This is a genomic window from Pigmentiphaga kullae (genome assembly GCF_004216695.1).
Taxonomy (GTDB): Bacteria; Pseudomonadota; Gammaproteobacteria; order Burkholderiales; family Burkholderiaceae_B; genus Pigmentiphaga; species Pigmentiphaga kullae.
The window spans coordinates 477,477-503,650 of record NZ_SGXC01000001.1 but is presented as its reverse complement, the minus strand read 5'-3'; the positions used below and the strand labels follow the sequence as shown (position 1 = coordinate 503,650).

Annotated in this window: 26 protein-coding genes and 1 riboswitch; of the genes, 7 read left to right on the top strand and 19 right to left on the bottom strand. The window is 70.0% G+C overall.

All coding sequences use genetic code 11. The annotated features are described in order from the left end of the window. Positions 1 to 101 precede the first annotated feature (101 nt). From EV675_RS02485 to EV675_RS02470, 4 genes are read left to right on the top strand one after another with little or no spacing between them, the layout of a single operon-like run. Positions 102 to 1,172, top strand: coding sequence for an enoyl-CoA hydratase/isomerase family protein (locus EV675_RS02485; RefSeq protein WP_165404396.1), 1,071 nt, complete (start codon positions 102 to 104; stop codon positions 1,170 to 1,172). Then, a complete protein-coding gene (locus EV675_RS02480) occupies positions 1,156 to 3,303 on the top strand; it encodes an acetate--CoA ligase family protein (protein ID WP_165404395.1) in 2,148 nt (715 codons plus the stop codon). The genes EV675_RS02485 and EV675_RS02480 overlap by 17 nt, the downstream gene beginning before the upstream one ends. Then, positions 3,300 to 3,890, top strand: coding sequence for a 2-hydroxychromene-2-carboxylate isomerase (locus EV675_RS02475; protein WP_130355834.1), 591 nt, complete (start codon positions 3,300 to 3,302; stop codon positions 3,888 to 3,890). The genes EV675_RS02480 and EV675_RS02475 overlap by 4 nt, the downstream gene beginning before the upstream one ends. A gap of 14 nt (positions 3,891 to 3,904) precedes the next feature. Continuing rightward, a complete protein-coding gene (locus EV675_RS02470) occupies positions 3,905 to 4,882 on the top strand; it encodes a Bug family tripartite tricarboxylate transporter substrate binding protein (protein ID WP_130355833.1) in 978 nt (325 codons plus the stop codon). Here the strand turns inward: EV675_RS02470 and EV675_RS02465 are convergent. The 9 genes from EV675_RS02465 to EV675_RS02425 all read right to left on the bottom strand — a co-directional run bounded on the left by EV675_RS02465 (position 4,879) and on the right by EV675_RS02425 (position 11,144). Next, positions 4,879 to 5,775, bottom strand: coding sequence for a LysR substrate-binding domain-containing protein (locus EV675_RS02465; RefSeq protein ID WP_130355832.1), 897 nt, complete (start codon positions 5,773 to 5,775; stop codon positions 4,879 to 4,881). The genes EV675_RS02470 and EV675_RS02465 overlap by 4 nt on opposite strands. Positions 5,776 to 5,804: 29 nt before the next feature. After that, positions 5,805 to 6,797, bottom strand: coding sequence for an ABC transporter substrate-binding protein (locus EV675_RS02460; protein WP_207221905.1), 993 nt, complete (start codon positions 6,795 to 6,797; stop codon positions 5,805 to 5,807). A 5-nt stretch (positions 6,798 to 6,802) separates the two neighbouring features. Continuing rightward, positions 6,803 to 7,090, bottom strand: coding sequence for a type II toxin-antitoxin system RelE/ParE family toxin (locus tag EV675_RS02455; RefSeq protein ID WP_202865569.1), 288 nt, complete (start codon positions 7,088 to 7,090; stop codon positions 6,803 to 6,805). Beyond that, the gene (locus EV675_RS02450) at positions 7,087 to 7,374 is read right to left on the bottom strand and encodes a CopG family ribbon-helix-helix protein (protein WP_124691626.1); all 288 of its coding nucleotides are present in this window, start codon (positions 7,372 to 7,374) and stop codon (positions 7,087 to 7,089) included. The genes EV675_RS02455 and EV675_RS02450 overlap by 4 nt, the downstream gene beginning before the upstream one ends. Before the next feature lie 85 nt (positions 7,375 to 7,459). After that, the gene (locus EV675_RS02445; RefSeq protein WP_130355831.1) at positions 7,460 to 8,227 is read right to left on the bottom strand and encodes an ABC transporter permease; all 768 of its coding nucleotides are present in this window, start codon (positions 8,225 to 8,227) and stop codon (positions 7,460 to 7,462) included. Then, positions 8,224 to 8,979: an ABC transporter ATP-binding protein gene (locus EV675_RS02440; RefSeq protein ID WP_242621312.1), complete on the bottom strand. Its 756-nt coding sequence runs from the start codon at positions 8,977 to 8,979 to the stop codon at positions 8,224 to 8,226. The genes EV675_RS02445 and EV675_RS02440 overlap by 4 nt, the downstream gene beginning before the upstream one ends. Next, positions 8,976 to 9,941 carry a tRNA 2-thiocytidine(32) synthetase TtcA gene (gene ttcA / locus EV675_RS02435; RefSeq protein WP_423213214.1) on the bottom strand — a complete coding sequence of 322 codons (966 nt, stop codon included), beginning with the start codon at positions 9,939 to 9,941 and terminating at the stop codon, positions 8,976 to 8,978. The genes EV675_RS02440 and ttcA overlap by 4 nt, the downstream gene beginning before the upstream one ends. Before the next feature lie 10 nt (positions 9,942 to 9,951). After that, a complete protein-coding gene (gene folB / locus EV675_RS02430) occupies positions 9,952 to 10,323 on the bottom strand; it encodes a dihydroneopterin aldolase (protein WP_130355828.1) in 372 nt (123 codons plus the stop codon). A gap of 8 nt (positions 10,324 to 10,331) precedes the next feature. Continuing rightward, positions 10,332 to 11,144 (bottom strand): SDR family oxidoreductase, encoded by an 813-nt coding sequence (locus EV675_RS02425; protein WP_130355827.1) that lies wholly within the window; start codon positions 11,142 to 11,144, stop codon positions 10,332 to 10,334. 81 nt (positions 11,145 to 11,225) lie between these two features. On the opposite strand from EV675_RS02425, the gene EV675_RS02420 reads away from it, so the two are divergent. Further along, complete coding sequence (locus tag EV675_RS02420) at positions 11,226 to 12,383, top strand: class I SAM-dependent methyltransferase (protein ID WP_130355826.1); 1,158 nt, start codon at positions 11,226 to 11,228, stop codon at positions 12,381 to 12,383. Positions 12,384 to 12,412: 29 nt separating this feature from the next. Here EV675_RS02420 and EV675_RS02415 read toward each other — a convergent pair whose 3' ends face one another. Genes EV675_RS02415 through EV675_RS02405 form a run of 3 tightly spaced genes read right to left on the bottom strand, consistent with a single transcriptional unit; the run spans position 12,413 to position 15,550 of the window. Beyond that, positions 12,413 to 13,276, bottom strand: a complete 864-nt coding sequence (locus tag EV675_RS02415) for an HpcH/HpaI aldolase/citrate lyase family protein (RefSeq protein WP_130355825.1) — start codon at positions 13,274 to 13,276, stop codon at positions 12,413 to 12,415. A gap of 25 nt (positions 13,277 to 13,301) precedes the next feature. Beyond that, positions 13,302 to 14,540 (bottom strand): CaiB/BaiF CoA transferase family protein, encoded by a 1,239-nt coding sequence (locus tag EV675_RS02410; protein WP_242621311.1) that lies wholly within the window; start codon positions 14,538 to 14,540, stop codon positions 13,302 to 13,304. After that, positions 14,540 to 15,550 carry a tripartite tricarboxylate transporter substrate binding protein gene (locus tag EV675_RS02405; protein WP_130355823.1) on the bottom strand — a complete coding sequence of 337 codons (1,011 nt, stop codon included), beginning with the start codon at positions 15,548 to 15,550 and terminating at the stop codon, positions 14,540 to 14,542. Before EV675_RS02405 ends, EV675_RS02410 begins: the two co-directional genes overlap by 1 nt. A 92-nt stretch (positions 15,551 to 15,642) precedes the next feature. Here EV675_RS02405 and EV675_RS02400 point away from each other — a divergent pair, with 92 nt between their 5' ends. Continuing rightward, complete coding sequence (locus tag EV675_RS02400; RefSeq protein ID WP_130355822.1) at positions 15,643 to 16,539, top strand: LysR family transcriptional regulator; 897 nt, start codon at positions 15,643 to 15,645, stop codon at positions 16,537 to 16,539. A 6-nt stretch (positions 16,540 to 16,545) separates the two neighbouring features. On the opposite strand, the gene EV675_RS02395 is transcribed toward EV675_RS02400, so the two are convergent. From EV675_RS02395 to EV675_RS02380, 4 genes are all read right to left on the bottom strand, one after another. Further along, complete coding sequence (locus EV675_RS02395) at positions 16,546 to 18,372, bottom strand: ABC transporter ATP-binding protein/permease (RefSeq protein ID WP_242621417.1); 1,827 nt, start codon at positions 18,370 to 18,372, stop codon at positions 16,546 to 16,548. A gap of 67 nt (positions 18,373 to 18,439) precedes the next feature. After that, positions 18,440 to 19,561, bottom strand: a complete 1,122-nt coding sequence (locus EV675_RS02390; protein WP_130355820.1) for a tRNA nucleotidyltransferase/poly(A) polymerase-related protein — start codon at positions 19,559 to 19,561, stop codon at positions 18,440 to 18,442. Further along, positions 19,548 to 20,525, bottom strand: a complete 978-nt coding sequence (locus EV675_RS02385; protein ID WP_242621310.1) for a complex I NDUFA9 subunit family protein — start codon at positions 20,523 to 20,525, stop codon at positions 19,548 to 19,550. Before EV675_RS02385 ends, EV675_RS02390 begins: the two co-directional genes overlap by 14 nt. A gap of 13 nt (positions 20,526 to 20,538) precedes the next feature. After that, positions 20,539 to 22,455: a lytic transglycosylase domain-containing protein gene (locus EV675_RS02380; protein WP_242621309.1), complete on the bottom strand. Its 1,917-nt coding sequence runs from the start codon at positions 22,453 to 22,455 to the stop codon at positions 20,539 to 20,541. Between the two features lie 49 nt (positions 22,456 to 22,504). Here EV675_RS02380 and EV675_RS02375 point away from each other — a divergent pair, with 49 nt between their 5' ends. Beyond that, entirely contained in the window at positions 22,505 to 23,182 is a 678-nt protein-coding gene (locus EV675_RS02375) for a 5-formyltetrahydrofolate cyclo-ligase (protein ID WP_130355819.1), read from the top strand. A gap of 49 nt (positions 23,183 to 23,231) precedes the next feature. On the opposite strand, the gene metF is transcribed toward EV675_RS02375, so the two are convergent. The 3 genes from metF to ahcY all read right to left on the bottom strand — a co-directional run bounded on the left by metF (position 23,232) and on the right by ahcY (position 25,944). Then, the gene (gene metF, locus EV675_RS02370) at positions 23,232 to 24,095 is read right to left on the bottom strand and encodes a methylenetetrahydrofolate reductase [NAD(P)H] (RefSeq protein ID WP_130355818.1); all 864 of its coding nucleotides are present in this window, start codon (positions 24,093 to 24,095) and stop codon (positions 23,232 to 23,234) included. A 25-nt stretch (positions 24,096 to 24,120) separates the two neighbouring features. After that, positions 24,121 to 24,459 (bottom strand): phage holin family protein, encoded by a 339-nt coding sequence (locus tag EV675_RS02365; RefSeq protein ID WP_130355817.1) that lies wholly within the window; start codon positions 24,457 to 24,459, stop codon positions 24,121 to 24,123. A gap of 66 nt (positions 24,460 to 24,525) precedes the next feature. Further along, a complete protein-coding gene (gene ahcY / locus EV675_RS02360; protein WP_130355816.1) occupies positions 24,526 to 25,944 on the bottom strand; it encodes an adenosylhomocysteinase in 1,419 nt (472 codons plus the stop codon). A gap of 79 nt (positions 25,945 to 26,023) precedes the next feature. Next, positions 26,024 to 26,138: riboswitch (S-adenosyl-L-homocysteine riboswitch) on the bottom strand. Positions 26,139 to 26,174: the final 36 nt, after the last annotated feature.

Sequence of the window (26,174 nt, the reverse complement as noted above, 5' to 3'; positions counted from 1 at the left end):
GCGTGCGTTGCTTGCCCAGCAACGCAATGTTCCGCCCACGGTGATTGTCCGCCCCGGTAGCGCCCGCGAGAATGGGCGCCTGGCATTTCCCCGGCGGTCTCGTGTCTTCTTCCTTCGTTTCTTCCGTGCTGCGGGACGGCATCGCCATCCTGTGGATCGATCACCCACCGGTCAACGCCATCGGGGCGGACGTGCGCGCCGCCCTGGCCGAGGCGCTGGCCGGCATCGAGCGTGACCCGGCACTGCGCGGCGCGGTCGTGGCCGGCACGGGCCGCATGTTCTCGGGCGGCGGCGACCTGCGCGAGGTCGGCCGGCCCGATGCGCCAGGCACGGTCCGGATGGCCGATCTCGCCCGGCGCATCGAGACTTTCCCCAAACCTGTCGTGGCCGCGGTGCGCGGCAAATGCATAGGCGGCGGCACGCTGCTGTCGCTGGCCTGCCATGCGCGGGTGGGCGCCGACGACGCGCTGCTGATGCTGCCCGAACTGAACCTGGGCCTGGTGCCCGGCGCCGGCGGGACCCAGCGGCTGCCGCGCCTGGTGGGCCTGGAAGCGGCGCTGGACATGGTGGCGCGGGCCCGGGGCGTGGACGCCGCGACCGCGCTGGCCCAGGGGCTGCTGGACGAGGTGGCCGACGATCCGGTGGCCGCCGCCGTGCGCCGCGCGAACGACATCGCCTCGGGCCGCCTGCCGTGGCGGCGCACGGCCGGGCTTGTCGTGCCGGACGGCGCGCGGGCCGACGCGCTGCGGGCGCGCTACCTGGACGTGGCCGAGCAGGCCTTTCCCGGCCGCGAGGCCGGTCCGCTGGCTGTCGAACTGATCCTGGCCGCCGCCGCGCTGCCCTTCGAGCAGGGCTGCGAGGCCGAGCGCGAGCGTTTCGCGCAACTGGCCGCGGGCCCGCAGGCCCGGGCCCTGCTTCACCTGTTCTTTGCCGAGCGCGCGCTGGCCAAGGCCGCCGACGCGCCCGACGCCGCCACGCGTGCCCGCATCGCCCGCCGGCTGCGCGCCGCGGGCGAGCCCGTGCCGCCCTACACCGCCTGGACCCAGGCGGCGCGCGCCTGTTTGGCCGAGGGCCTGGCGCCCCGCTCCGAATTCATCGATGTCATCGCCGTCAAGGACTGCGGCTTTCCTGCCCTGTCCGGAGGACCCCTGCACCATGCTGGACCGCATTGACCCCCCCGTCCGCGAGCACGCGGCCGGTTCCCTCGATCCGTTGTTTTCCCCGGCCTCGATCGCCGTGCTGGGAGCCTCGGCCGATCCGCTGAAGATAGGCGGACGTCCCATCAAGTTCCTGAAGGCGCACGGCTATGGCGGGACCATCCTGCCGGTGAATCCCCGGGGTGGGGAGGTGCAGGGGCTGCCGGCCCTGCGCAGCGTGGCCGAGCTGCCGCTGGGCGTGGACCACGCGGTGGTGGCGCTGCCGGCCTCGGCGGTGCTGGAGGCTGCGCAGGCCTGTGCCGACCGCGGGGTGAAGGCGATGACGGTGTTCAGCGCCGGTTTCGCGGAGATCGGCCCCGAAGGCGCCGCCATGCAGGCCCGGCTGTCGGCGCTGGCGCGCGAGAGCGGCATGCGCATCATCGGTCCGAACTGCATGGGCGTGATGAATTTCCGCATCGGCATGATCGCCAGCTTCGCCTTCATGGTGGACCTGGGCCTGCCGCGCCTGGGCCGCACCGCGCTGGTCAGTCAGAGCGGCGCGTTCGGCGGCCAGGCGCTGGTGATGGCCCGCCGCCGCGGGCTGCCCCTGGGCGCGTGGGTGACCACCGGCAACGAGTGCGATGTCGAGATGGCCGACTGCCTGGCGCACTTCGCGCGCGACGACCAGACCGACGTCATCATGGGCTACATGGAAGGCTGCCGCAGCCCCGACCGGCTGGTGCACGCGCTGGCGCTGGCGCGCGAGCGCGGCAAGCGCGTGGTCATGGTCAAGGCGGGCAGCTCCGACGTCGGGCGGGCGGCGGCGCAGTCGCACACGGGCGCGCTGGCCGGCAACGACCGCGTGTTCGACAGCCTGTTCCGCCAGTATGGCGTGCATCGCGCCGATTCCATCGAATCCTTCTTCGATGCCGCCTACGCGGCGGGCAGCGGCAAGCGCATCACCGAAGGCCGGGTGGGAGTGTTCACCGTGTCGGGCGGTGTGGGCGTGCTGATGGCCGACGTCGCCGAGCAGGAAAAGCTCGACATGGCGCCACTGCCGCAGCCGGCGCAGGACGAGCTGCGCGCCATGCTGCCGCTGGCCGCCGTGCGCAATCCGGTGGACGGCACGGCGCAGATCTGGAGCGACATGGAACTGTTCCGGCGTTTCCTGCGCACGATGCTGCGCGAGGGGCGCTACGAGGCGGTGGTGTTCTTCCTGACGGCGATGCCGTATTCGCCGCCGCTGCAGCAGCCGCTGGCCGAGATCTTCGCCGACCTGCGCCGCGAATTTCCCGATCCGGCCCTGGTGCTGTCCATGCTGGCGCCGCAGGCGCTGCAGGACGAACTGGCCGACCACGGGTACCTGCTGATCGAGGATGCCTCGCGCGCGATCCGGGCGCTGTCCGCCCTGCGCGCGCTGTCGCAGCCCAGCCCGGGGCCGGCCGATCTGGCCAGCCTGCCGCACGTGCCGCATTTCCCGGCGCTGGAGGCGGCCAACGAGCACGCGGCCAAGGACGTCCTGGCCCGCGTGGGCATACCCGTGCCGCCCGAGCGGGCGGTGGCGGGCATCGACGACGCCTGCGCAGCCGCGTCGGAGCTGGGCTATCCCGTGGCGCTCAAGGTGTTGTCGCAGGACATCGTGCACAAGAGCGAGGCGGGCGGCGTGGCGCTGGACATCGCCGACGAGGCGGGGCTGCGCCAGGCCTGGGCCGCCATGCGCGAAAGCGTCGCACGGGCCGCGCCGCGGGCGCGCATCGAGGGCATGCTGGTCGCGCCCATGGCGCCCGCCGGCGTGGAAATGATCCTGGGCGTGCAGCGCGATCCGGTGTTCGGTCCGGTGGTGATGGTCGGGATGGGCGGCATCTACGCCGAACTGCTGGACGACGTATCGTTGCGCATCGCGCCGGTCGACGCCGAGGGGGCGATGAGCATGGTGCGCGGACTCAAGGCTTTCGCGCTGCTGGACGGCGCGCGCGGCCGGCCCCGCGCCGACCTGGACGCGCTGGTCCGCGCCATCGTACGCCTGTCGGTGTTCGCGCACCGGCACGCCGACCGCATCGAGTCCATCGACATCAATCCTTTCCGGGTGTTCGAGGCCGGCCGCGGCGCCGCCGCGCTCGATGCCGTGCTGCTGACCCGCGATCCGGAAGACGGAGGCCACGCGTGAAGACCCTGACCTTCTATTTCTCGCTGCTGTCGCCCTGGGTCTACATGGCCGGACCCAGGCTGCACGAATTGGCCGCCGAGACGGGCACCCGCATCGTCTACCGCCCCATCGATCTCTTGCGCGTGTTCCGGGAAACCGGCGGCGCGCCGCTGGCGGGCCTGCATCCCTCGCGCCGGGCCTACCGCGGCGTGGAGCGCACGCGCTGGGCCCGGCACCTGGGCATGCCCATCAATGACCAGCCGCGCCATCATCCGGTGGACGAGTCGCTGGCGGCGTGTTCCGTCCTGGCCGCCGAGCGCGCGGGGCTGCCCGTCTGGCCGCTGGCCCAGGCCATCCTGGCCGGGGTGTGGGTGCGCGATCTGGACATCTCCGACCCGGAGACGCTGGTCCGGATCGCCGACGAGGCCGGCTATCCCGGCCGCGAGCTGGTGGCCGGGGGGGACGCTCCGTCCTGCCGCGGCCTGTTCGAGGACCATACCCGGGAGGCGCTGGCCAACGGGATATTCGGCGTACCGAGCTTCGTCATCGACGGTGAACTGTTCTTCGGACAGGATCGCCTGGATTTCGTGCGGCGGGCGCTTGTCTGACCAAGGAACCCATCATGAATCCTGCAAGGAAACTATCCGCTTTCATCCTGCTCGCGGCGGGCCTGCTGGGCTGGCAAGGCGCCAGCGCCCAGGCCTACCCGGCCAAGCCCATCCAGTGGATATCGCCGTGGACGGCGGGCGGCGGCAACGACATCCTGTCGCGCGCGCTGGCCGAGCAACTGGCCAGCCGCCTGGGGCAGCCCGTGGTGGTGGAGAACCGGCCCGGCGCCACGGGCACCATCGGCACGTCCCAGGTCGCGCGGGCCGCGCCCGACGGCTATACGCTGACGCTGGCCAGCGCCGCCACGCATGCCACGGCCCCGGCCATCTACAGCAAGCTGACCTACGATCCGGTCAAGGATTTCACGCCCATCACGCTGGTGGCGACCGTGGCCAACGTGCTGGTCATCCATCCCTCGGTGCCGGCGCATAACCTGAAGGAACTGATCGCCTACGCCAAGGCCAACCCGAACAAGCTGAATTTCTCGTCGGTGGGCGCCGGTTCGATCCAGCACCTGTCGGGCGTGATGTTCAACCAGCTGGCCGGCGTGCAGACCGCCCACGTGCCGTACAAGGGCACGGCACCCGCGGTGGTGGACCTGCTGGCGGGCCGGGTGCAGATGGCTTTCGAGAGCCTGCCCACCATGCTGCCCCACATCCGCAGCGGCGCGCTGCGCGCCATCGGCGTGACCACGCCCAAGCGCTCGGCGGTGCTGCCCGAGCTGCCCACGCTGGCCGAGGCGGGACTGCCGGGCTTCGATGCTTCGCTGTGGTACGCAGTGATGGGGCCGGCCGGCATTCCCCAGCCGGTGGTCAAGGTCCTGCACGACACCGTGGTCGCCAGCCTGCAATCGCCGGAAGTCATGCGCCGCCTGTCCGAGCAGGGCGCGGAACTGGCGACCAGCTCGCCGCAGGAACTGGCCGAGTTCGTCCGCAAGGATACCGAGAAGTGGAGCGGCTTCATCAAGCGCGCCGGCGTGACGCTGGACTAGGACCTGCCTTCGACGTGGGCGCGCAGGTGGCGCAAGTAGGCGTTGACCGCCGGCGTCAGCCGGCGCCTGCCCAGCAGGCAGATTTCGAGCGCGGTCCGGCCCAGCAGCGGGTCGGACAGGGGCACGCCCACTACCTGGCCGCCTGTGCCCTGCTGGTGCAGGGACACCCCCAGCAGGATGGCGACGCCGCCCTGGTCGCGCACGAAGGCCTGCATCGCCGCGATGGAACTGGTGACCAGGGCCGGCGCCAGTTCCAGCTTGTCGACGCGGGCCACCGCGTCCAGCAGATGCCGGATGCCGGTGTCCGGCGGCGGCAGCGCCAGCGGATAGGCCAGCAGCTCGGCCATCGATACCGTCGATCGCCCGGCCAGCGGATGGCCGGGCCAGACCACCGCGCATAGCGGCGCCGGCAGGCGGACGGCGCATTCGATAGCGCTGGCCGCGCGCGGCGACAGCGCGATGCCGATGTCCGCCCGCCCCGCCTCGATGGCCGCCATGATCTGGTCGCTGCCGTCCATGGCGAGTTCGAAGGTAATGCCGGGGTACTGCCGCCGGAAGGTCGCGATGGTGGAGGCCGCCAGTTCGGCGGCGTAGCCTTCTATCGTGCGCAGCTTCACATGGCCCGTGCGCAGCCCTTTGAGCGCGTCGAGTTCCTCCAGGACCAGCTTGCGGTTCTGGCGCAGGCTCTCGACGTAGTTCAGGTAGACCTGGCCCGCGGGCGTCAGCGTCATGTTGCGGCTGTTGCGGTCGAACAGCTTGATCTGCAGCTCCGATTCCAGGCGGCCGACCTGACGGCTCACGACCGAGGGCGCGAGGTCCAGCCGCTCGGAGGCCTTGCGTATGCCGCCGCACAGTGCGACCTGGTAGAAGCAGTCGAGTTCGTCGCTATGCATGGCCGGTCCGCGCCGGAACGCCGCGCGGCTCAGGGCAGCACACGGACCTGGTCGACGATGTCGGTGGTGAACGCCGACCGGTAATCGACCTTGGGACTCAAGAGCTTCTCGCGCACCATGAAGTCGTAGGTCTTCTTCCAGCGCGCATCGGTCATGGTCAGCAGGCCCTGCGTCCGGGCATCGCCGCCGTCCACCAGCCGCGCGTCGCGCAGCGCCTTGACGCCGTAGTCCAGCAGGGCCTGCGTCATCTGCGGGTTGTCCTTCAGGATCAGCGCGTTGCCGGGGGCGGGGTTCTTCAGGTAGCTCTTCCAGCCCTCGGCGCTGGCCTCGACGAAGCGGCGGATCGCGTCTTTCTTCGCGTCCAGCCCCGTCTTGGTGGCGACGATGGTCTGCGCATAGGGAGGGTAGCCGTAGGCGCCCAGCAGGAACACGGTGGGCTTGAAGCGGCCCTGGGTCTCGATGGTGTAGGGCTCGGACGCCAGGTAGCCCTGCACGGCGGAGTTCTTGTCCACCAGGAAGGGCTGGACCGAGAAGGTGTAGGGCTTCTTCTGGGCCTCGGTGAAGCCGTACTTGGTCTTGAGCCAGGGCCAGTAGGTGGTCTCGCTGGCCTGGCCGATGTACAGGGTCTTGCCCTTGAGGTCGCCCAGGGTCTTGGGACCGGGGTGGGACACCAGGACGGTGGGCGACTGCTGGAAGGTGGTAGCCACGGTGACCAGCGGCAGGCCCTGTTCCACGGCCTTGTAGGTCTGCAGGTCGTCGCCCATGGCGACGTCGTACTGGCCGGCCAGCAGCAGTTGCAGCACGTTGATCTGCGGGCCGCCCATCTTGATGGCGACGTCCAGCCCGTGCTTCTTGTAGGTGCCTTCGGCCAGGGCCTGGTAGAAGCCGCCGTGCTCGGCCTGGGCGTACCAGTTCGAGCCGAAGACGAGCTTGTCGGCGGGCGCGGGGGACTGGGCGTGGGCCTGGAAGGCCAGGGCAAGGGGCAGGGCGGCCAGGAGGCTCGCCATGGGGGTATTTTTCATATGCCTCACTCCTTGGATGGTGGCCACTGCCGGGCTGCGTGCAGTACACGCAGTACACGTATTTTCTCGCCGGTCATGTCATAAACCAGCACATAGTGCCTGTGTACGACGAGTTCCCGGGTACCGGCGACACGGCCAGGCCGGCCCATGTCCGGGTGGTCGATCAGGCGGCCGGATTTTTCTTCAAACAGTTCGTCGAGGGCGAGTGCGGCGACAGGGTTGTCGGTCTCGATGTAGTCATAGATCGATTCACGGTCGCCAATGGCCTCGAATGTCCAATACAGTTGGATCATTCTGACTGTTCAAGCCGGCGGCGCGTGGCAGCCCGACGGGCTGCGAATCGGGTTTCGACCTCGGCGGCCGGTGCCAGACGGCCGCCATTCGCGGAGTCCTGCCCGGCTTTCACTTCGCGGCGGAACCAGGTGTCATGTTCGGCCGCTTCATGTTGTTGCTGCACGAATTCGCGCATGAAGTCGCGTAGAAGTTGGGCGCCGGTCCGGTCGCGAGCCTTGGCCGCGGTGGCGAAAGCGGTCTTCAGCGACTCATCGACCCTGAATGTAAAGGTTGCCTCGCTCATGGCGTTGCTCCCCGATGTGTTACATGATAAGTACAGGGTAGCACATGAGGCGTGGTGAAAACAGGACAGGCAGGTCCTGGATGGCTTACCGCATCTCGTGCCAGCCCCGCAGCACGACGCGCGACAACAGCGTCATCGCCGCGAACAGCACCACGCCGGCCAGGGTGATCAGCAGCAGCGCGGCGAACAGGCGGGGGATGTTGATCTGGTAGCCGGCTTGCAGGATCTGGTAGGCCAGGCCGGTTTGCGAGCCGCCGGTGCCGGCGACGAATTCGGCCACGACAGCGCCGATCAGGGCCAGGCCGCAGGCGATGCGCAGGCCGCCGAAGAAGGCTGGCAGGGCCGATGGCAGGCGCAGCCGCCACAGGATCTGCCAGCGGCTGGCCCGCTTGAGGCGGAAGAAGTCGAGCAGGCCGGGGTCGATGCTGCGCAGTCCCAGTACCGTGTTGCTGATGATGGGGAAGATCGCGACGATGGTGGCGCACAGGGTCAGCGCCACCACGGTGTGCTTGACCCAGATGATGATGAGCGGCGCGACCGCCACGATGGGGGTGACCTGGAGCAGCACCGCGTAGGGGAAGAGGCTCGCCTCGATGACGCGGCTCTGCACGAACAGGAAGGCCAGCAGCACGCCCAGCACGGTGGCCGCCAGCAGCGCGAGACCGGTGATCTCCAGCGTGACCCACAGCGAGCCGGACAGGAGGTCCCAGTCCCGCACCAGGGCCTGGGCCACGTCCACCGGCGCGGGTACCAGGTAGATGGGGACGTCGAACGCGCGCACCAGGGCCTGCCACAGACCGATCACGACCAGCGCGACCGCGACGGGGGCGCCCAGGCGCAGCCAGGCGTTCATTGCTGTCCCTCCAGCAGCGCCGCCTGCAAGCGGGCGGCCTGCATGGCGAAGGCCGGCGAGACACGGAAGGCGGCGTCGCGCTCGGGAGCCTCGATGGGAATGTCGGCCACGATGCGGCCGGGCCGGCGCGACAGGACGACGACGCGGCTCGACAGGTAGACGGCCTCGAAGATGCTGTGGGTCACGAACACCACGGTCAGGTTCTGGCGCGCGGCCAGGCCCAGCAGTTCATCGTCCAGGTGCTGGCGGGTGATGTCGTCCAGCGCGCCGAAGGGTTCGTCCATCAGCAGCAGGCTGGGCTGGGTCGCCAGCGCGCGGGCGATGGACACGCGCATGCGCATGCCGCCGGACAGCTCGCTGGGGCGCGCCGCGTCGAAGTCGGCCAGTCCCACCCGTTCCAGCGCTTCGCGCACCCGGCCGCGCCGGGCCTCCATGGGCAGCCGGCGCGGGCCGCGTTCGAGGTCCAGGGGCAGCCGCACGTTGGTGGCCACCGAGGCCCAGGGCATCAGGGTGGCGTCCTGGAACACGTAGGACAGGTCGTCGACCTGGCCGTTGCGGCGCAGGGTGCCGGCGGTGGGGGTGTCCAGTCCGGCGAAGATGCGCAGCAGGGTCGTCTTGCCGCACCCGGAGGGGCCCAGCAGCGTGACGAATTCGCCCGCGCGCACGGTCAGGTCGATCGGCGACAGCGCGTCCACGCCGTTGGGAAAGCGGCGGGCGACGCCTCGGGCCTCCAGGACCGGCGTGGCGTTCAATGCGCGGGGCCGTCGCGGAAGAAGCGCACGGTGCGTTCGGCCAGGGGTTCGTCGGCTTCGTCCCCGCATGGGCTGGCCGGGGAGGGCTGCGGATCGACGTGGTCGAAGGCCGTGTCGCCATCCGGGTCGGGCACGCCGGTGGGCCGCAGGTTGACGAAGTCGAACAGGCCGCGGTCGAGCAGGTGCGAGGGCGTCACGCGCGACAGCGCGTTGAAGATGTTCTCGATACGCCCGGGAAAGGCGCGTTCCCATTCGTCGATCAGGCGCCCGGCTTCCTTGCGCTTCAGGTTCTCCTGCGAGCCGCACAGGTTGCAGGGAATGATGGGGAAGCCCTTCCATTGCGCATAGGCGATCAGGTCGTCTTCCTTGATATAGGCCAGCGGCCGGATCACCGTGTGGCGGCCGTCGTCCGACACCAGCTTGGGCGGCATGCTCTTCAACTGCCCGCCGTAGAACATGTTCATGAAGAACGTGGCGAGGATGTCGTCGCGGTGGTGGCCCAGCGCGATCTTGGTCGCCTTCAGCTCGTCGGCGACACGGTACAGGATGCCGCGCCGCAGCCGCGAACACAGCGAGCACATCGTCTTGCCCTCGGGAATGACGCGGGTGACGATGGAATAGGTGTCCTGGGTCTCGATGTGGAAGGGCACGCCCAGTTCGGTCAGGTAACGCGGCAGCACGTCGTCGGGGAAGCCGGGCTGCTTCTGGTCGAGGTTGACGGCGACGATGTCGAAGTCGATGGGCGCCCGCTCGCGCAGCTTGAGCAGGATGTCGAGCATGCCGTAGGAATCCTTGCCCCCCGACAGGCACACCATCACGCGGTCGCCCGCCTCGATCATGTTGAAGTCGCCGATCGCGCGACCGGCTTCGCGCATCAGGCGCTTTTCCAGCTTGTTGCGCTCGCGTTCCAGCTTGAGCCGCGCGCGGCCCGCGTCGGCGGCCGGGGCGGCGGGGATGACGATGGAGTCCATCTCAGTTCCCCTGGCCGCGGCTGGCGGTGACCTCGATGCCCACGGCGGCACAATCGGCGAAGGCCTGCGGCTTGGCCACGCGCAGGCGGACGTTGCCGATCTCCGGGAACTGCTCCAGCAGGCGCTGGGCGAGCCGGTCGCACAGCGTCTCGATCAGGTTCACATGGGTGCGCGTGCACTCGTCGATGATGCATTCGCGCAGCCGCCGGTAGTCCAGCACTTCCTGGATGCCGTCGTGGGTGGGCTTGTCCACGTCGCGCAGGTCGATCTCGGCATCGACGTGCAGGGGCTGGGTGGCGCCGCGTTCGTGATCCAGTATGCCGATCTGCGCATCGATGGCCAGGCGGTTGAAGAAAATGCGGCGTGTGCCCATGGTTTTACTCAAGTCTGGCCGGCGGCGCCCGCCGGCGGGTTCATCATGCTGAAGTCGCGGTCGAAGCCGACCAGGTGCTGTCCGCCGTCGACCAGCAGCGTCGTGCCGGTGATGGAGCGGTTCTGCGCCGCGAACAGGACCGCCTGGGCGATGTCCTCGGGGCGGCTGGCATGGCCCAGCGGCGACATCGCATGGGTCTGCGCGAACTGCTGGGGCGTCTGCATATGGCTGATCATGGTCAGCCCGGGCGCCACGCCCACCACCCGCACCGCCGGCGCCAGCGCCTGGGCCAGCATGGTCGTGGCGGCTTCCAGGGCGGCCTTGCTCAGCGTGTAGGAGAAGAAGTCCGGGTTGTAGTTCCAGAGCTTCTGGTCCAGCAGGTTGACCACCGCCCCGCGGGCGTCCGGCCCGCGCCGCGCCACGTCCGCCGCCAGCGCGCGCGCCAGTACCACGGGCGCGACCAGGTTGGGCAGCAGGTGGGTCTGCAGCATCCGGGCGTCGAACGAGGCGACGTCGTCGTATTCGAAGGTGGAGGCATTGTTGACCAGCGCATCCACGCGGCCGAATCCGGCCTGGACGGCGGGGACCAGCGTTTCGGCGGCGGCCGGGTCGGCCAGGTCGCAGGCATGGGCCTCGGCGCGGGCGCCCAGGGCCCGCAGGGCGTCGCAGGTTTCCAGCGCGGCGTCGCGCGAGGTCGCATAGTGCACGGCCACGTCCCAGCCCGCGCGGGCGAAGGCCAGCGCGATTTCCCGGCCGATGCGGCGGGCGGCGCCGGTGACCAGGACGACGGGACGGGGGGAGGAAGGGCGCGCTTCGCGCATGGCGAGTCGGGTCCGGATGACGGCAAGACAGGGATTTTAGCAAGGAGGGGGCGCGGCACGCAGTCATGGGAAAATGGCGGCATGAGCAAGCTTCCCGATCTCGATCCCGCCGCCGGCGCCCATTCCCGCCTCGTCGCCCGCCATCTTCAGACGAAGATCCGCGCCGCAGGCGGCTGGCTGCCGTTCGACCGATGGATGGACGAGGCCCTGTACGCGCCCGGCCTGGGCTACTACGCCGCCGGCAGCGCCAAGCTGGCCGAGGGCGGGCGGCATCCGTCCGGGGACTTCGTGACCGCGCCCGAGCTCACGCCCCTGTTTGCGCAGACCCTGGCGCGGCAGGTGGCCGAAGTACTGGCGGCCTGCGGCGGCATGGAGGTGCTGGAGTTCGGCGCCGGCACCGGGGCGCTGGCGGCCGGGTTGCTGGCGGCGCTGGACGAGCTGGGCGTGCCGGCGCGCTATCGCATCGTCGAGGTCTCGGCCGACCTGCGCGAGCGCCAGCGGACGCGGCTGGCGGTCCATGGCGGCCGGGTCGAGTGGCTCGATGCCCTGCCGGCGTCCTTCGTGGGCTGCGTGGTGGCCAACGAAGTGCTCGATGCCATGCCCGTGCGCCTGTTCCACTGGACCGATGCCGGCCTGCTGGAGCGCGGCGTCGCCCTTCAGGGCGACGAAGGCTTCGCCTGGCAGGACCGCGCGGCGCCGGCCGACCTCGTCCAGGCGGTCGAAGCAAGAATGCCGCCGCTGCCGGGCTACGTGTCCGAGATCAACCCGCAGGGCGAGGCCTTCGTGCGCGGCATGGGGGCATGGCTGCAAGCGGGCGCCGCCCTGCTGATCGACTACGGTTTCTCGCGCGCCGAGTACTACCACCCGCAGCGCATGGAAGGCACGCTGATGTGCCATCTGCGGCACGTGGCGCATGCCGATCCGCTGGTCGCCGTGGGCGTGCAGGACATCACCGCCCACGTCGATTTCACGGCCATGGCCGAGGCGGCGGTTGCGGGCGGGCTGGAGGTGCTGGGCTATGCCTCGCAGGCCGGCTTCCTGATGAATGCGGGGCTGATGGAACTGTTGTCCCGCGTGGATCCGGCCGATGTGGCCGCCTATGCGCAGGCGGTGGCGCCGGTGCAGAAGCTGCTGTCGCCGGCCGAGATGGGCGAACTGTTCAAGGTGCTGGCGGTGGGCCGCGGCCTGGACCGGCCGTTGTCGGGCTTCGGCCGGGGCGACCGCAGCCACACGCTGTAGCCCGCGTGGCCGCCCCGGGGGCGGGGAGCCTAGCCGGCCAGCCCCAGGCGGCGCGCCGTTTCCATGATGGCGCGGGCCCGGCGGATGAAGGGCGCGTCCACCATGCGGCCGTCCACGGTGAAGGCGCCCAGGCCGTCGCGCGCCGCTTCCTGCTCGGCTTGCAGCACCCGCGCCGCGTGCCGGATTTCCTCGTCGGTGGGCCGGAAGGCCTCGTTGGCCGCCGCCACCTGGCTGGGATGGATGCAGCTCTTGCCCACGTAGCCCAGCCGCCGCGCCATGTGCGCCTCGGCCAGGTAGCCCGCGCGGTCGGCGATGTCGGCATAGGCGCCGTCGCAGGCCCAGACGCCCGCGCGGCCGGCGGCCAGCCGTATGGCCAGCAGGACGTGATGTACGGCGGCGGTGTCGCGCCGGTCCACGCCCAGGTCTTCGAACAGGTCGCCCAGCCCGACTTGCAGCCCCGCCACGCGCGGATGGGCGCCCGCCAGTTCCGCGGCCCGCGCCAGGGCCTCAGGCGTCTCGATGTTTACCAGGATGCCGATCGGCCGGACGATGCTCCGCGCCCGCTCGATCTCGTCCAGTCGCAGCGCCGTGGCCTGGATGGCGCGCGGGGATTCGGCCTTGGGCAGGTTGACCAGGTCCAGCGCCGGCAGCGCCACCGCGTCCAGGTCGGCGCGGAAATGCGGCGAGTCCCAGGCGTTGATCCGCACGACCATGCGCTTGCCGGCGCCGGCGGTCCGCTGCGCGAGGAAGGCTGCGACGGCGGCGCGCGCCTCGTCCTTGCGATCGGGTTGCACCGAGTCCTCCAGGTCGAAGGACAGCGCGTCGGCGTCGCCGGCCAGGGCCTTGGCGAAGAGTTCGGGGCGGGAGCCGGGAACGAAGAGTTTGCTGCGCATGGAGGTCTCTTGGCGGTGGGGACCTTCAGCGGTCCGCGTGTTCCTGGTGCACGGCGCCGTCCTGCGCCAGTTCGCGGTAGCGTCCGTCGTCCACGCCCAGCGCCGCCAGTATCTCGCGGTTGTGCTGGCCGATGGCCGGCGCCGGGGTGCGGATCGCGCCGGGCGTGCCGCTCATGCGGGGCACGACGTGATGCATGGGGAAGGCGCCCATGTCGGGGTCGGGGTAGTCGGCCAGGATCTCGCGGTCGACGAAGTGCGGGTCGTCCACGATCTGCGAGATGTCGTAGATGGGACCGATGGTGACCTGGGCCTGCTCGAAGAAGCGGACGTTTTCGGCCTGTGTGCGCCGCGCGATGAAGGCGCCGATGATGGCGTCGAGTTCCTCGGCATGGCGCACGCGGTCGGCGTTGGTGCGGTAGCGGGGATCGGCGACCAGGTCGGGCCGGCCGATGGAAACGAACAGGCGCTCGGCCATTTTCTGGGTCGAGGCCGACAGGCCCACGTACAGGCCGTCCTTGCACAGATAGGCGTTGCGCGGACCGGAGTTGGTCGAGCGGCTGCCGGTGCGTGGCTTGATGCGTCCGGTCAGGCGGTAGTTGGCGGCTTGCGGGCCGAGCACCGCGAACAGCGGGTCGAGCAGGGGCAGGTCGATCACCTGTCCCTGTCCGCCGTTGACCTCGACCTCGCGCAGCGCGATCAGCAGGCCCGCCACGCCGTACAGCCCGGCCACCGTGTCGGCCAGGTACATGGGCGGCAGCACGGGTTCGCGGTCGGCGAAACCGTTCATGGCGGCGAAGCCCGAGATGCCCTCGACCAGCGTGCCGAAACCGGGCCGGCCGCGATAGGGTCCGGTCTGGCCCCAGCCCGAGATGCGCACCACGACCAGGCGCGGATTGCGCGCCAGCAGTACGTCGGGCGCGAGGCCCATGGCCTCCAGCACGCCCGGCTTGAAGCTCTCGACCAGCACCGCCGCCGAGGCAGCCAGTTCCAGCAGCAGCTCGCGCGCCGCGGGCTGGCGCAGGTCCAGGCCCAGGCTTTTCTTGTTGCGCGCGTACAGCTTCCAGTTGGTGTCCACGTCCTGGGTGCGCCAGGCGCGCAGGGTGTCGCCGTCCGGACTTTCCACCTTGACCACGTCGGCGCCGAAGTCGGCCAGCACCTGGGTGAGCGTGTTGCCCGCCACCAGCCGCGACAGGTCCAGGATGCGTACGTTCGACAGCGGACCGCCCGCGCCGGGTTCATAACCGCGTTGCTTCAACGATGCCATCACTCCGCCTTGATGTTCGCCTGCTGGGCGATACGGCGCCATTGCTCGATGTCGCCCCGCAACTGGGCGCCGAACGCGTCCGGCGTCTTGGGGTCGGGCTCGGCGCCTTCGCGCAGCAGCAGGTCCTTGATCTCGTCCTGGCCCAGGATACGATTGATCTCGGTGTTCAGGCGAGCCACGACCGGGGCCGGCGTGCCAGCGGGCGCCAGGATGCCCCACCACAGCCCCGATTCGTAGCCCGGCGCGCCGTTGGCGGCCAGCGGCGCCAGCCCGGGCGCCACCGCCGAGGGCGTGGCGCTGGTCACGCCCAGCGCGCGCACCTTGCCCGCCTTCACGGAGGGCAGGATGGACGGGCCGCTGGCGATCAGCACCTGGATATGTCCGCCGATCAGGTCGTTGATGGCCGGCGCCATGCCCTTGTACGGGACGTGCGTCATCTGCACGCCCGCGACCTGGGCGTACTGGTGCGTGGCGAAGTGGTTGATGCTGCCTACCCCCGAGCTGGCGTAGTTCAGCTTGCCCGGCTGGCTTTTCGCCTGCGCGAGCAGCTCCTGCGGCGTCTTGACGGGCAGCTCGTTGTTCACCGTCAGGATCATCGGTCCTTTGGCCACCATGGCGACCGGCGTGAAGGCGTGCACCGGATCGAACGGCAGATTGGTCTGGATGGCGGCATTGGTGGTGTAGGTGGACGACACGAACAGCAGCGTGTAGCCGTCCGCCTGCGCGCGCGCCGCCAGCCCCGCGCCCACGCTGCCGCCCGCGCCGGCCTTGTTGTCCACCACCACCGGCTGGCCCAGCGCGTCGCCCAGGCGCTTGCCGATCGCGCGGGCGAACACGTCGTTGGAGCCGCCGGGCGGATTGGGCACGATCAGCGTGATCGGCCGGGCGGGAAAGGCTTCCAGGGCCAGCACCTGCGCCGGCCCGGCGCAGGCCAGTATCGCGGCCAGGCAGGCCGCGCGGCGGCCGGGACGGAAAAGGGGCTGGGCAGCGGCGGGCGGGACGGTCTTCACGGGTGTCTCCTGTCATGGTTATCCGACGGATTCTAGACACTCGATAAACTACGAAAAGCGATTTTTCGTGATGCGTCTGTTTAGGAAATCTAATGAAACTGGAATTCCTGCAAACCCTTTGCGCCGTCCTGCGCCGGGGCACCTTCGCGGCCGCCGCCGAGGAAGTGAACCTGACCCCGGGCGCGGTCAGCCAGCACATCAAGTACCTGGAGCAGCATTTCGGGCAGCCCTTGTTCGACCGCGCGGCGCGCCAGGCCCGTCCCACGCCGTTCGCGCACGAACTCGCGGCGCTGGTCCAGGGCACGCTGGAATCGCTGGAGGCCCTGCGCGCGCGGCGCCAGACGCGGGTGTCCGGCAAGGTCGCGCTGGGCACCATCGATTCCATCCAGGCCACGCTGCTGCCCATGGCGATGAAGGTGCTGCAATCGGACTATCCCGAACTGGACGTGCACCTGGCCCGGGGCCGCTCGGAGCGGCTGCTGGGCGAACTGCGGGACGGCGCCATCGACGCCGCGGTGCTGGTGCGGCCGCAGTCGGGCGGATCGAGCCGGTTGCACTGGCAGACGTTGATGCACGAGACCATGGTGCTGGTGGCCCCGCCCGACGCGCGGGGCGACACGGTCGAGCAATTGCTGCGCGGCTACGACTGGATACGCTTCGACAAGACTTCCACGGGTGGCCGCATTGCCGCGCAATACGTGCACCGCCTGCATCCGCGCATGAAAAGCCGTATCGATCTCCTGTCCAGCCATGCCATCATCGCGATGGTCTCGGCGGGGCTGGGAGTGTCCATCATTCCGCAGCCCTACGACCCGCTGCGCAAGGCCTACCGCTTCCGCGAGCTGTCGCTGGGGCGGGGCGGACCACGGCGGCAGATCGCCTTCGTGTGCCGCCGGGCGGATGTCGACAAGCCGGCGCTGGGCGTGCTCAGGGCGGCGTTCGAGCGGGTGGCGGCCCAGGCCAGGGACGCGGGCGCGGATGCGGCGTGAGCGGGCCTAGGCTGGGCGCGGCAGCGCCTCGTCGGCCGGCAGGTAGCGAGGCCCATCTCCCGCCGCATGGACGGGACGGTAGCGCAGGTGGCGGCCGTGCCAGCGGGCGACCGTGCTGCGGTGGGCGATGCTGACGATGGCCGCGCGCGGCAGCCGCTCGACCAGCAGGGCATACATGGCGGCCTCGGTTTCCTCGTCCAGCGCCGAGGTCGCCTCGTCCAGGAACAGGAAGTCGGGCCGCTGCAGGATGGCGCGGGCGAAGGCCAGGCGCTGCTGTTCGCCCGGCGACAGCCGCATCCCCCAGTTGTCGCGTCGTTGCAGCAGGCCGGCCAGGCGCTCCAGCCGGCAATCGCGCAGCAGCGCGGCCAGGGTGGCGTCGTCGTGGGTGCCGGGCGGCGAGGGATAGTCCAGCGCGGCGGCCAGCGTGCCGGCGGGAACGTAGCTGCGCTGCGGCAGGAACAGGATGCGCGCGGCGGCGGGGCGTTCGATGGTGCCCCGGCCGTAGGGCCAGATGCCGGCCATGGCGCGGAACAGGACGCTCTTGCCCGCGCCCGAGGGGCCTGTCACCAGCACCCGTTCGCCCGGCCGCAACGTCATCGAGAAAGGCTCGGTCAGCGTCCGCCCCCCGCCCTGGCCGGGCAGGGCCAGCACCAATGCGCTGGCGGCGATGGCGCCCGGCGCGCGGGTATCTTCGCGGTCGAACAGCGCGATGCCGCGCAGGCCATCGCGCGCCGCGTGCTCGGCTTCGGCCGCCCCCAGCGCGGACTGGAAGTCCAGCAGGCGGTTGGCGGCGGCCTGCCAGCCCACCAGCGAGGCATAGCCGTCCACGAACCACGACAGCGCGCCCTGGACCTGGCCGAAGGCCGAGGCGATCTGCATCAGTACGCCCAGCGTGATGGCGCCGGAGAAATAATGCGGGGCGGCCACGATCAGCGGAAAGACGATCGCCACCTGCCCATAGCCGGAGTTCACGAACACCAGCCGGCGCGTGTAGACCATCAGCCAGCGCCAGTTCTCGCGGATGTGGCCGAAAGACCCATGCAGCCCCGCACGCTCGGCGGGTTCGCCGCCGTACAGCGCGATGCCCTCGGCGTTCAGCCGCATCAGCGCGTAGCGAAAATCCGCCTCGGTCTGCTCCTGGCGGAAGCTCAGGCCGATCAGCGGCTTGCCTATCCTGTGGGTCAGCCAGGATCCGGCGGCGGCATACAGCACGGCGAACCACACCATGTAGCCAGGTATGGCGATGGTCCGGCCGCTTAGCGCGAAGACCAGCGGCCCCGATATGGTCCACAGCAGCGTGACGAAAGACAGCAGCGTCACCACCGAGTTCAGCAGCCCCAGCGACAGCGTCAGGCTGGTGCTGGCCAGGGTGCGCAGGTCCTCGGCCAGGCGCTGGTCGGGGTTGTCGGCGCCGTGCGACTGCTCCACCCGGTAGTACGCCTGCCCCGAGGTCCAGCGCCGCAGCCATTCCCCGGTCAGCCAGGTGCGCCAGCGCATCTCCAGCATCATGGTGTAGAACTGCTTCATGACGGCGATGACGATGAACGCCGCCGCGATTGCGCAGAAGTGCGCCAGTTGCAGTTTGAACGCCGCGAAGTCGCGCGCTTCCAGGGCGTTGTAGAAGACGCGGTTCCAGTTGGTCAGCCAGACGTTGGCGGCCACCAGGGCCAGGTTCAGGCCGACGACCAGGGCCAGCAGGCCGAGCGCCGCCTTGCGGTCGCCGGATATCCAGTAGGGCTTGAGCAGCCGCCATGTGGCGCCCAGGCGCAGTTGTCCGCGGATGTCGCGGGGGGCCGGGCCGGTGTCTGCGGCCGGGTCGTCGGGGCGGAGCATGGCAAGAGACATGGCGGGCATCCACGTGGCAACGCTGCCACGTTAGCCGCGCTGTCTTAAGTGCCGCTTAAGTGCCGCCCAATGCCGCCAGCCGGGCGGCCCGCACGGCCTCGCGGATGCCGCCGGGCCGGTCGGCGTGCCGGGCGGCGATGGCGCCGGCGTCGACCGCCCTGACCGTATCCCGCCACGCCGTCCACTGCGCCGCGTCCACCGGCATCCGCTGTTGCGCGGCGGCCAGCAATTGTTCGAAACGCTCGGGCTTGCGCAGGGCGTCCGCGCGTTCCAGCAGGGCCAGCACGCGTTCGGGGTCCCGGCCCGCGCGCGGCAGTTCGGCCAGGGCCAGTTGCAGCAGGCGCGCCATGTCGTTGCAGTCGTTCGAGGCGCGCAGCCGCCTGCCCAATCCGGCCGGGTCGGCGCTGTCCGAGCACAGCAGGGCGTAGCGCGAGGCCAGCGGCAGCCCCGCGTCGGCGGCCTGGTCCAGGACGGCCAGTAATTGCCCATCCACCGCCAGGCCGGGCGCGACACGCGGCAGCGCATCGGTGTCGGCCAGCACCTGCAGCATGCGCGCAGGCCGCTCCTGCATCAGGCCGCGCGACAGCTCGCGCCAGACGCGTTCGGGCACCAGGGCGTCGACCTCGCCCTCGGCGGCCATGCGGCGGCACAGCGCCAGGGTCTCGGGCACCACCTCGAAGTCGTGGAAGCGGGCCGCGAAGCGCGCCAGCCGCAGGATGCGCACCGGGTCTTCGGCGAAGGCCGGGCCGACGTGGCGAAAGCGCCGGGCGCGCAGGTCGTCCTGGCCGCCGTAGGGGTCGATCAGGCGGCCGTCGGGCGTCTGGGCGATGGCGTTGACGGTCAGGTCGCGCCGGCCCAGGTCGTCCTCCAGCGTGACCTCGGGGCCGGTGTGGAAGGTGAAGCCCTTGTAGCCGCGCCCCGACTTGCGTTCGGTGCGGGCCAGCGCGTATTCCTCGCGCGTGGCCGGATGCAGGAAGACCGGGAAGTCGCCGCCCACGGGCACGAAGCCGCGGGCCGACATCTGTTCCGGCGTGGCGCCCACGACCACCCAGTCGCGGTCGCCTGCGGGCAGGCCCAGCAGAGCGTCGCGCACGGCGCCGCCCACGACGAAGACCTCGAGTCCGTCGGTGGCCGGGTCGGGACCCGGCGCCGGCCGGGCGAGGTCAGCGTCGGCCATGGCGCATGCGGAACATGTCGAAGCGCGTGTGTTCGCCCTGACCGAGGTAATCGGGCGCCAGCGCTTCCAGCGAACTGGGGTGGATGCCCAGTTCCGGTGCCAGCGGCCCGTCCAGGACCGCATCCCGCGTCAGGGTATCGAGGTTGTCGCGCGTGATCAGCGGCGTGCCGGGCAGCATCTCCATGGCGGCGGCCTGGAGTTTGCCCAGGCCCATGGGTAGCGGCAGCACGCGGCGGGGATGGCCGCTCCAGGCGGCGGCCTTCTCGACCAGATCCCGCAGCGTATACGCCTGCGGCCCGGCCACGGCATAGGTCTTGCCGTAGGTGCGATGGTCGCCCAGCGCGTTGACCATGGCTTCGGTCAGGTCACCCACGTAGATGGGCTGCAGGCGCGCCGACCCGCCCGCCACCGGCAGCACCGGGAAGCAGCGGGCCAGTGCGGCGAAGGTATTGAGGAAGCGATCGTCGGGGCCGAATACCACCGACGGCCGGAAGATGGTCAGCGCGCCCTGGGGCCAGGCATCGAACACGCCGCGCACGGCGGTCTCGCCGTCGCCCTTGGAGCGCTGGTACATGCTGGCGCCGTGGGAATCCGCGCCCAGCGCGCTCATGTGCAGCATGCGGGTCACGCCATGCGCCACGCAGGCCCGGGCCAGGCGTTCCGGCAGCTCGACGTGCAGCTTGCGGAAAGTCTTGCCGTAGGGCGTGCCGCGCTCGCCATGCAGCGTGCCGATCAGGTTGATGACCGCGTCACACCCCTGGACCAGGCGGTTCAGGGTGGCGTCGTCGGACAGGTCGGCCTGGGCGATGTCCACCGTGGGCAGCGGCAGCAGGTGGCGGGCGCTCATGTAGCGGCGGGTCGGGACCAGCAGCTTGCGGCCCTGGGCCGCCAGGCGGGCGACCAGGTGGCTGCCGATGAAGCCCGAACCGCCCAGCACGAGTATGCGTGGATAGATCATGGTCATGGCGTGCGCTTCCTCAGGGTATCGCGGTGGTCTCCACCGTCTGCGGGGCGACCGTTCCCAGCCGGGCCTTGAGCGATTGCGGCTGTCCCGTGAACAGGGCCGCGTAGTAGGTGGCGTTGGACAGCACCTTCTTGACGTAGTCGCGGGTCTCGGTGAAGGGAATGGTCTCGGCGAATATCGCGCCTTCCACCGGCCCCGGCAGGGTCGAGCGCCAGGTATGGGGCCGTCGGGGGCCGGCGTTGTAGCCGGCCGAGGCCAGCAGGGGCGACCCGCCCAGGTCGTCCAGTACGATGCGCAGATAGCTGGTGCCCAGGGTCAGGTTGGTGTCCATGTCGTTGACGCGGTGCTGCGCGTAGTCGCTCATGCCGATGCGGCGCGCCACCCACTTGGCGGTGGCCGGCATCAGCTGCATCAGGCCGGAGGCGCCGACGCTGGAGCGGGCATCCATGACGAAGCGCGACTCCTGGCGGATCAGGCCATATACCCAGGTCGCGTCCACGCCGATCTCGCGCGACTTGTCCACCAGTTGGTCGCGGAAGGGCGTGAGGAAACGCAGGTTGAAATCGTGCTGGTCGCGCGTGCGCTCGGCGGTGTTGACCGCGCGGTCGTACAGGTTCTCGCGGTGGGCGAGCTGGGCGGCGGCCAGCAACTGCCGGTCGTTCATGCCGCGCAGCGCGTAGTTCCATTCGCGCACCCCTTCCGTGCGCCAGCCCAGCCGGAACAGCGCGACCGCGCGTTGCAGGCCCGGGTTGTACTGCGCCTTGGCCAGTTCGTCCGGCGTGATCGGGGCGGAAGACGTCGGAATGGTGGTGGCGATGCCCAGTTCCTCGGCGGCCAGCTGGCCGTAGAAGTTGAACTGCCCGGCGATGCTGCGGTAGAGCGCCTGGCCTTCCTGCACGGCGCCTTGCGCGACCAGGCCGCGCGCATGCCAGTAGACCCAGGTGGGGTCCTCGCGCATGGCCGCGGGCATCTGCTCGATGTAGCGGTTCAGCGTGCGCCAGTCCACGGGCTGCTGGCGCAGCACCATGCGGGCGCGCCAGCCCTGGTTGTATTCGGTCAGCCTGCCGCCTTCGCCGGCGCGATACCAGGCGACGGCGATCGGATCGAGCTTGAACGAGGCCTGCAGCGCGAACTGGTTGCGCACCCAGCTGGCATCGTCGGCCGGCAACTGCCGTGCCCAGCTGCGTTCGAAATAGTCGTAGCCCACCTGCAGGTCGTTGCGCGCCAGGCGGCTCAGCGCGGTCACCACCAGCTCGCGGCCGGCGCGGTCGCGCGGCAGCGTGTTCTGCCGCACCAGCCAGATCATGGGCTGGTCCAGCACGCCGTTCAGCGTCTTCAATTGCGCGGGGTCGAACACGTAGCGCGCCATGCGCCGGGCATTGGCCAGCGAGTTGGTCTCGAGCAGGTTGCGCATCTGCGCGGCGAAGTCGTCCCATTGCATGACGCCGTCGGCCTGGAGCCGGTCGTACAGCGACCAGCAACTGTCGCCCGGCTCGAACTTGGACATGGCCAGTTGGGCCGTGATCCGCTCGCCGCGCGCATGCATGGCCAGCAGCACCGCACAGTCCACTTGCGGCGTATTCACCGTGGTGTCGGCCAGCGTGCGCACCGTGGCGTAGTCGGCCTGCTTGGCGGCGGCCAGCAGCCATTCGCCGCGCAGCCGTTCCGCCAGGTAGGTGCCGCGGTGGGCGTTGACGAACTCGTTCAGCTCGGACTCGGGCAGCGGCTTGCGCGGATCGTTCAACTGCTGCCGCAGCACCCAGTACTGCGGATAGGCCGCCAGCACATGGCCTTCCAGCCGCGGGATCAGCGACCGGACGATGTCCCAGTTGCCCGTCTGCACCGCGGTCCGCGCCGCCAGCAGGGCGTCGTCGGACCCGGGCGCCGAGACCTGCGCGCAGGCCGAGCCCATGGCGGCGCTTGCCAGCACGGCGGCAAGTGCTGTAATGCGGATTCTGTTGAAGAGAGCTGAATAGGCCATGGCAGCAAGAATAGCATCGGGTAAACCCACAAAGCCCAGAGAGGCCACCGCCGCCGCGCTGCGCCCACGCCTGCGCGCCCTGCGCGCGGCCATGAGCGCCACCGAGCGCGCCGCGGCCGACGCCCGCATCGCCGGCCTCCTGCAAGGCAGGATACACGACTACCTGGCCGCGGCCCCGCGGGGCGGCAGGCGCGTGGTGCTGTCGGCATTCTGGCCCATCGGCGACGAACCCGACCTGCGCCCCGCCTTGCGGGCCTGGGCCCGCGACGACCGGCTGGAACTGGCCCTACCCGTGATCTTGACCAAGGCCGCCCCCCTGGAGTTCCGCGCCTGGACGCCCGACACCCCCATGGCCCCCGGCGCCTACGGCATCCCCGAACCCCAGTCCACCGGTCCCCGTACCCCCGACATCGTCCTGGTCCCCACCCTGGGCTACACCGTCGACGGCGACCGCATCGGCTACGGCGGCGGCTACTACGACCGCACCCTGGCCGCCCTGCGCCAGGGCGGCCACGAAACCCTGGCCCTGGGCATCGCCTACGCCTGCGGCCGCCTGGCCCCCGACGTGCACGTACCCGAGCCGCACGACATGCGGCTCGACGCCATCATCACCGAAGAAGGTTGTATTCCCGGCCCCCACACCACCGACCAGGGCGCTAGACCCGCTACACCATAAGACGCCCCAAGGCCGGAAACAACCGTCTAAAGAAGAACTCGAACGACCGTCACCGCTCCAACTCTTTCCAAACCGCCTGCGTAGCATCCGCCTGGTTCATCGTATAGAAATGCAACCCCGGCGCTCCCCCATCCAGCAATGTCTGGCACAACTCCGTCACCACATCGTGCCCGAACGCCCGGATCGAAGCCCGGTCATCCCCGTACGACGCCAGCCGCAACCGTATCCACCGCGGAATCTCCGCCCCGCACATGTCCGAGAACCGCGCCAGCTGCGTGTAATTCGTGATCGGCATGATTCCCGGCACGATGGGCGCCAACACCCCCTTCGCCGTCGCCCGGTCCACGAAATCGAAATACGCATCCGCGTTGAAGAAATACTGCGTGATCGCACTGTCCGCGCCCGCCTGCATCTTCTCCACGAACCGGTCCAGGTCCGCCTCCGGCCCCTGGGCCTGCGGATGCATCTCCGGATACGCCGCCACCTCGATATGGAACCAGTCGCCCGTTTCCCGGCGGATGAACTCCACCAGGTCCCGCGCATAGCGCAGCTCGCCCATGTCGCCCATGCCCGACGGCATGTCCCCGCGCAGGGCCACCAGCCGCCGGATCCCGGCCTGCCGGTAGGCATAGAGAATGTCGCGCAGGCTCTCGGGCGTCGAACCTATGCACGACAGGTGCGGCGCGGCCTCGTAGCCCAGCTTCTGCAACATCGATACCGCCAGCATCGTGCCGTCGCGGGTCGAACCGCCCGCGCCGAACGTCACGCTGGCGAAATGGGGATGCAGGCCCTGCAGCTGCTTGGCCGTGCGCACCAGCCGTTCCTGCGCCGCGATGTCGCGCGGCGGGAAGAACTCCAGGCTGTAGACCGGCGCGGCGTCAGCCGCCGCGTCGGGAGATAAGGATGAACTCACTTGCGGGCAACCTGTAGGAAAAGGGTCAGTTCGGCACGATGGCCGACAACAGGCCCGAGATCAGACTGTAGAGCACCGCCCCGATCACGGCCCACCAGAAACCGTTGACCTGGAAGCCCTTCAGGATCGAACCGGCGAACCAGAACAGCAGCGCGTTCAGCACGATCAGGAACAGGCCCAGCGTGACCACGGTGATCGGCAGCGTCAGCAGCACCAGCACCGGCTTGACCAGCGAATTGAGCAGGCCCAGCACCAGCGCCGCGATCAGCGCCGAACCGAAGCTCGCCACGGTGATGCCGGGCAGCAGATAGGCCACGACCAGCAGTGCCACGGCGTTGAGCAACCAGACGAGTAACAGGGTCATCGCGAACTCCTTGCCAGAGGGAAAAGGGTGGGGCGTTCCGGGGCGGGGAGCCCCGGAAGGGAACGATCAATAGCGGTAGTGCTCGGGCTTGTAGGGGCCCTCGACCGGCACGTTGATGTAGGCGGCCTGGTCCGCGCGCAACTGCGTCAGTTGGACGCCCAGCTTCTTCAGGTGCAGGCGCGCGACCTTCTCGTCGAGTTGCTTGGGCAGCACGTAGACCTCGCCCTTGGCGTAGTTCTCGTTGCGGGTCCACAGCTCGATCTGCGCGATGGTCTGGTTGGCGAACGAGGACGACATCACGAACGACGGGTGGCCGGTGGCGCAGCCCAGGTTCACCAGCCGGCCCTGCGCCAGCAGGATGATGCGCTTGCCCGAGGGCAGGACGATGTGGTCGACCTGGGGCTTGATCTCTTCCCACTTGTACTGCTTGAGCGAGGCGACGTCGATCTCGTTGTCGAAGTGGCCGATGTTGCAGACGATGGCCTCGTCCTTCATCGCGACCAGGTGCTCGTGCGTGATGACGTGGTAGTTGCCGGTGGCGGTGACGAAGATGTCGGCCTTGTCGGCCGCGTAGTCCATGGTCACGACCTTGTAGCCTTCCATCGCGGCCTGCAGCGCGCAGATGGGATCGACTTCCGTCACCCACACCTGGGCGCGCAGCGCGGCCAGCGCCTGGGCGCAGCCCTTGCCCACGTCGCCGTAGCCGCACACCACGGCGACCTTGCCCGCGACCATGACGTCGGTGGCGCGCTTGATGCCGTCCACCAGCGATTCGCGGCAGCCGTACAGGTTGTCGAACTTGGACTTGGTGACCGAGTCGTTGACGTTGATCGCGGCGAAGGCCAGCTCGCCCTTCTTGGACATCTGGTAGAGGCGGTGCACGCCGGTCGTGGTTTCCTCGGTCACGCCCCTGATCTGGGCGAGGCGGGTGGAGTACCACTTCGGATCGCGCGCGAGGGTCTTGCGGATCGAGTCGAACAGCGCGACTTCCTCTTCGCTGCCGGGCTTGGCCAGCACGGTGGCGTCCTGCTCGGCGCGGGTGCCCAGGTGCAGCAGCAGCGTGGCGTCGCCGCCGTCGTCCAGGATCATGTTGGCGTGGGCGCCGGCCGGCCATTCGAAGATCTGGTGGGTATATTCCCAGTAGTCGGCCAGCGTTTCGCCCTTGACCGCGAACACCGGCGTGCCCGAGGCGGCGATGGCCGCGGCGGCGTGGTCCTGGGTCGAGAAGATGTTGCACGAGGCCCAGCGCACGTCGGCGCCCAGGGCCTTGAGCGTCTCGATCAGCACGGCGGTCTGGATGGTCATGTGCAGGCTGCCGGCGATGCGGGCGCCCTTGAGCGGCTGGGTGGCGGCGAATTCCTCGCGGATCGCCATCAGGCCGGGCATCTCGGTTTCGGCGATGCTGATCTCGCGGCGGCCCCAGTTGGCCAGGGCGATGTCGGCGATGCGGTAGTCGGGGGTCTGGGCGTTGGGTACAGCGTTCATGAGGACTCCAAAGTGCTTGCCCTTTGACGCCGCGGCGTGAGCCGGGAAGGCTCGCCGCATGGCCTGCAAGGGGCAGGATGTGGGGCGAGCGCCGTTGCCGTGGACCGGTGCCGCCCTGGCGGGCCGCGGCCGATCCGTTACCTGAGCCTGGCGGCCTGGCGGGGATGCCGGTCGTCGCAACGCTCCTCAGGTGGCTGGCATTGTAGCGGGTTCCCGCGTCGCCGGCATGA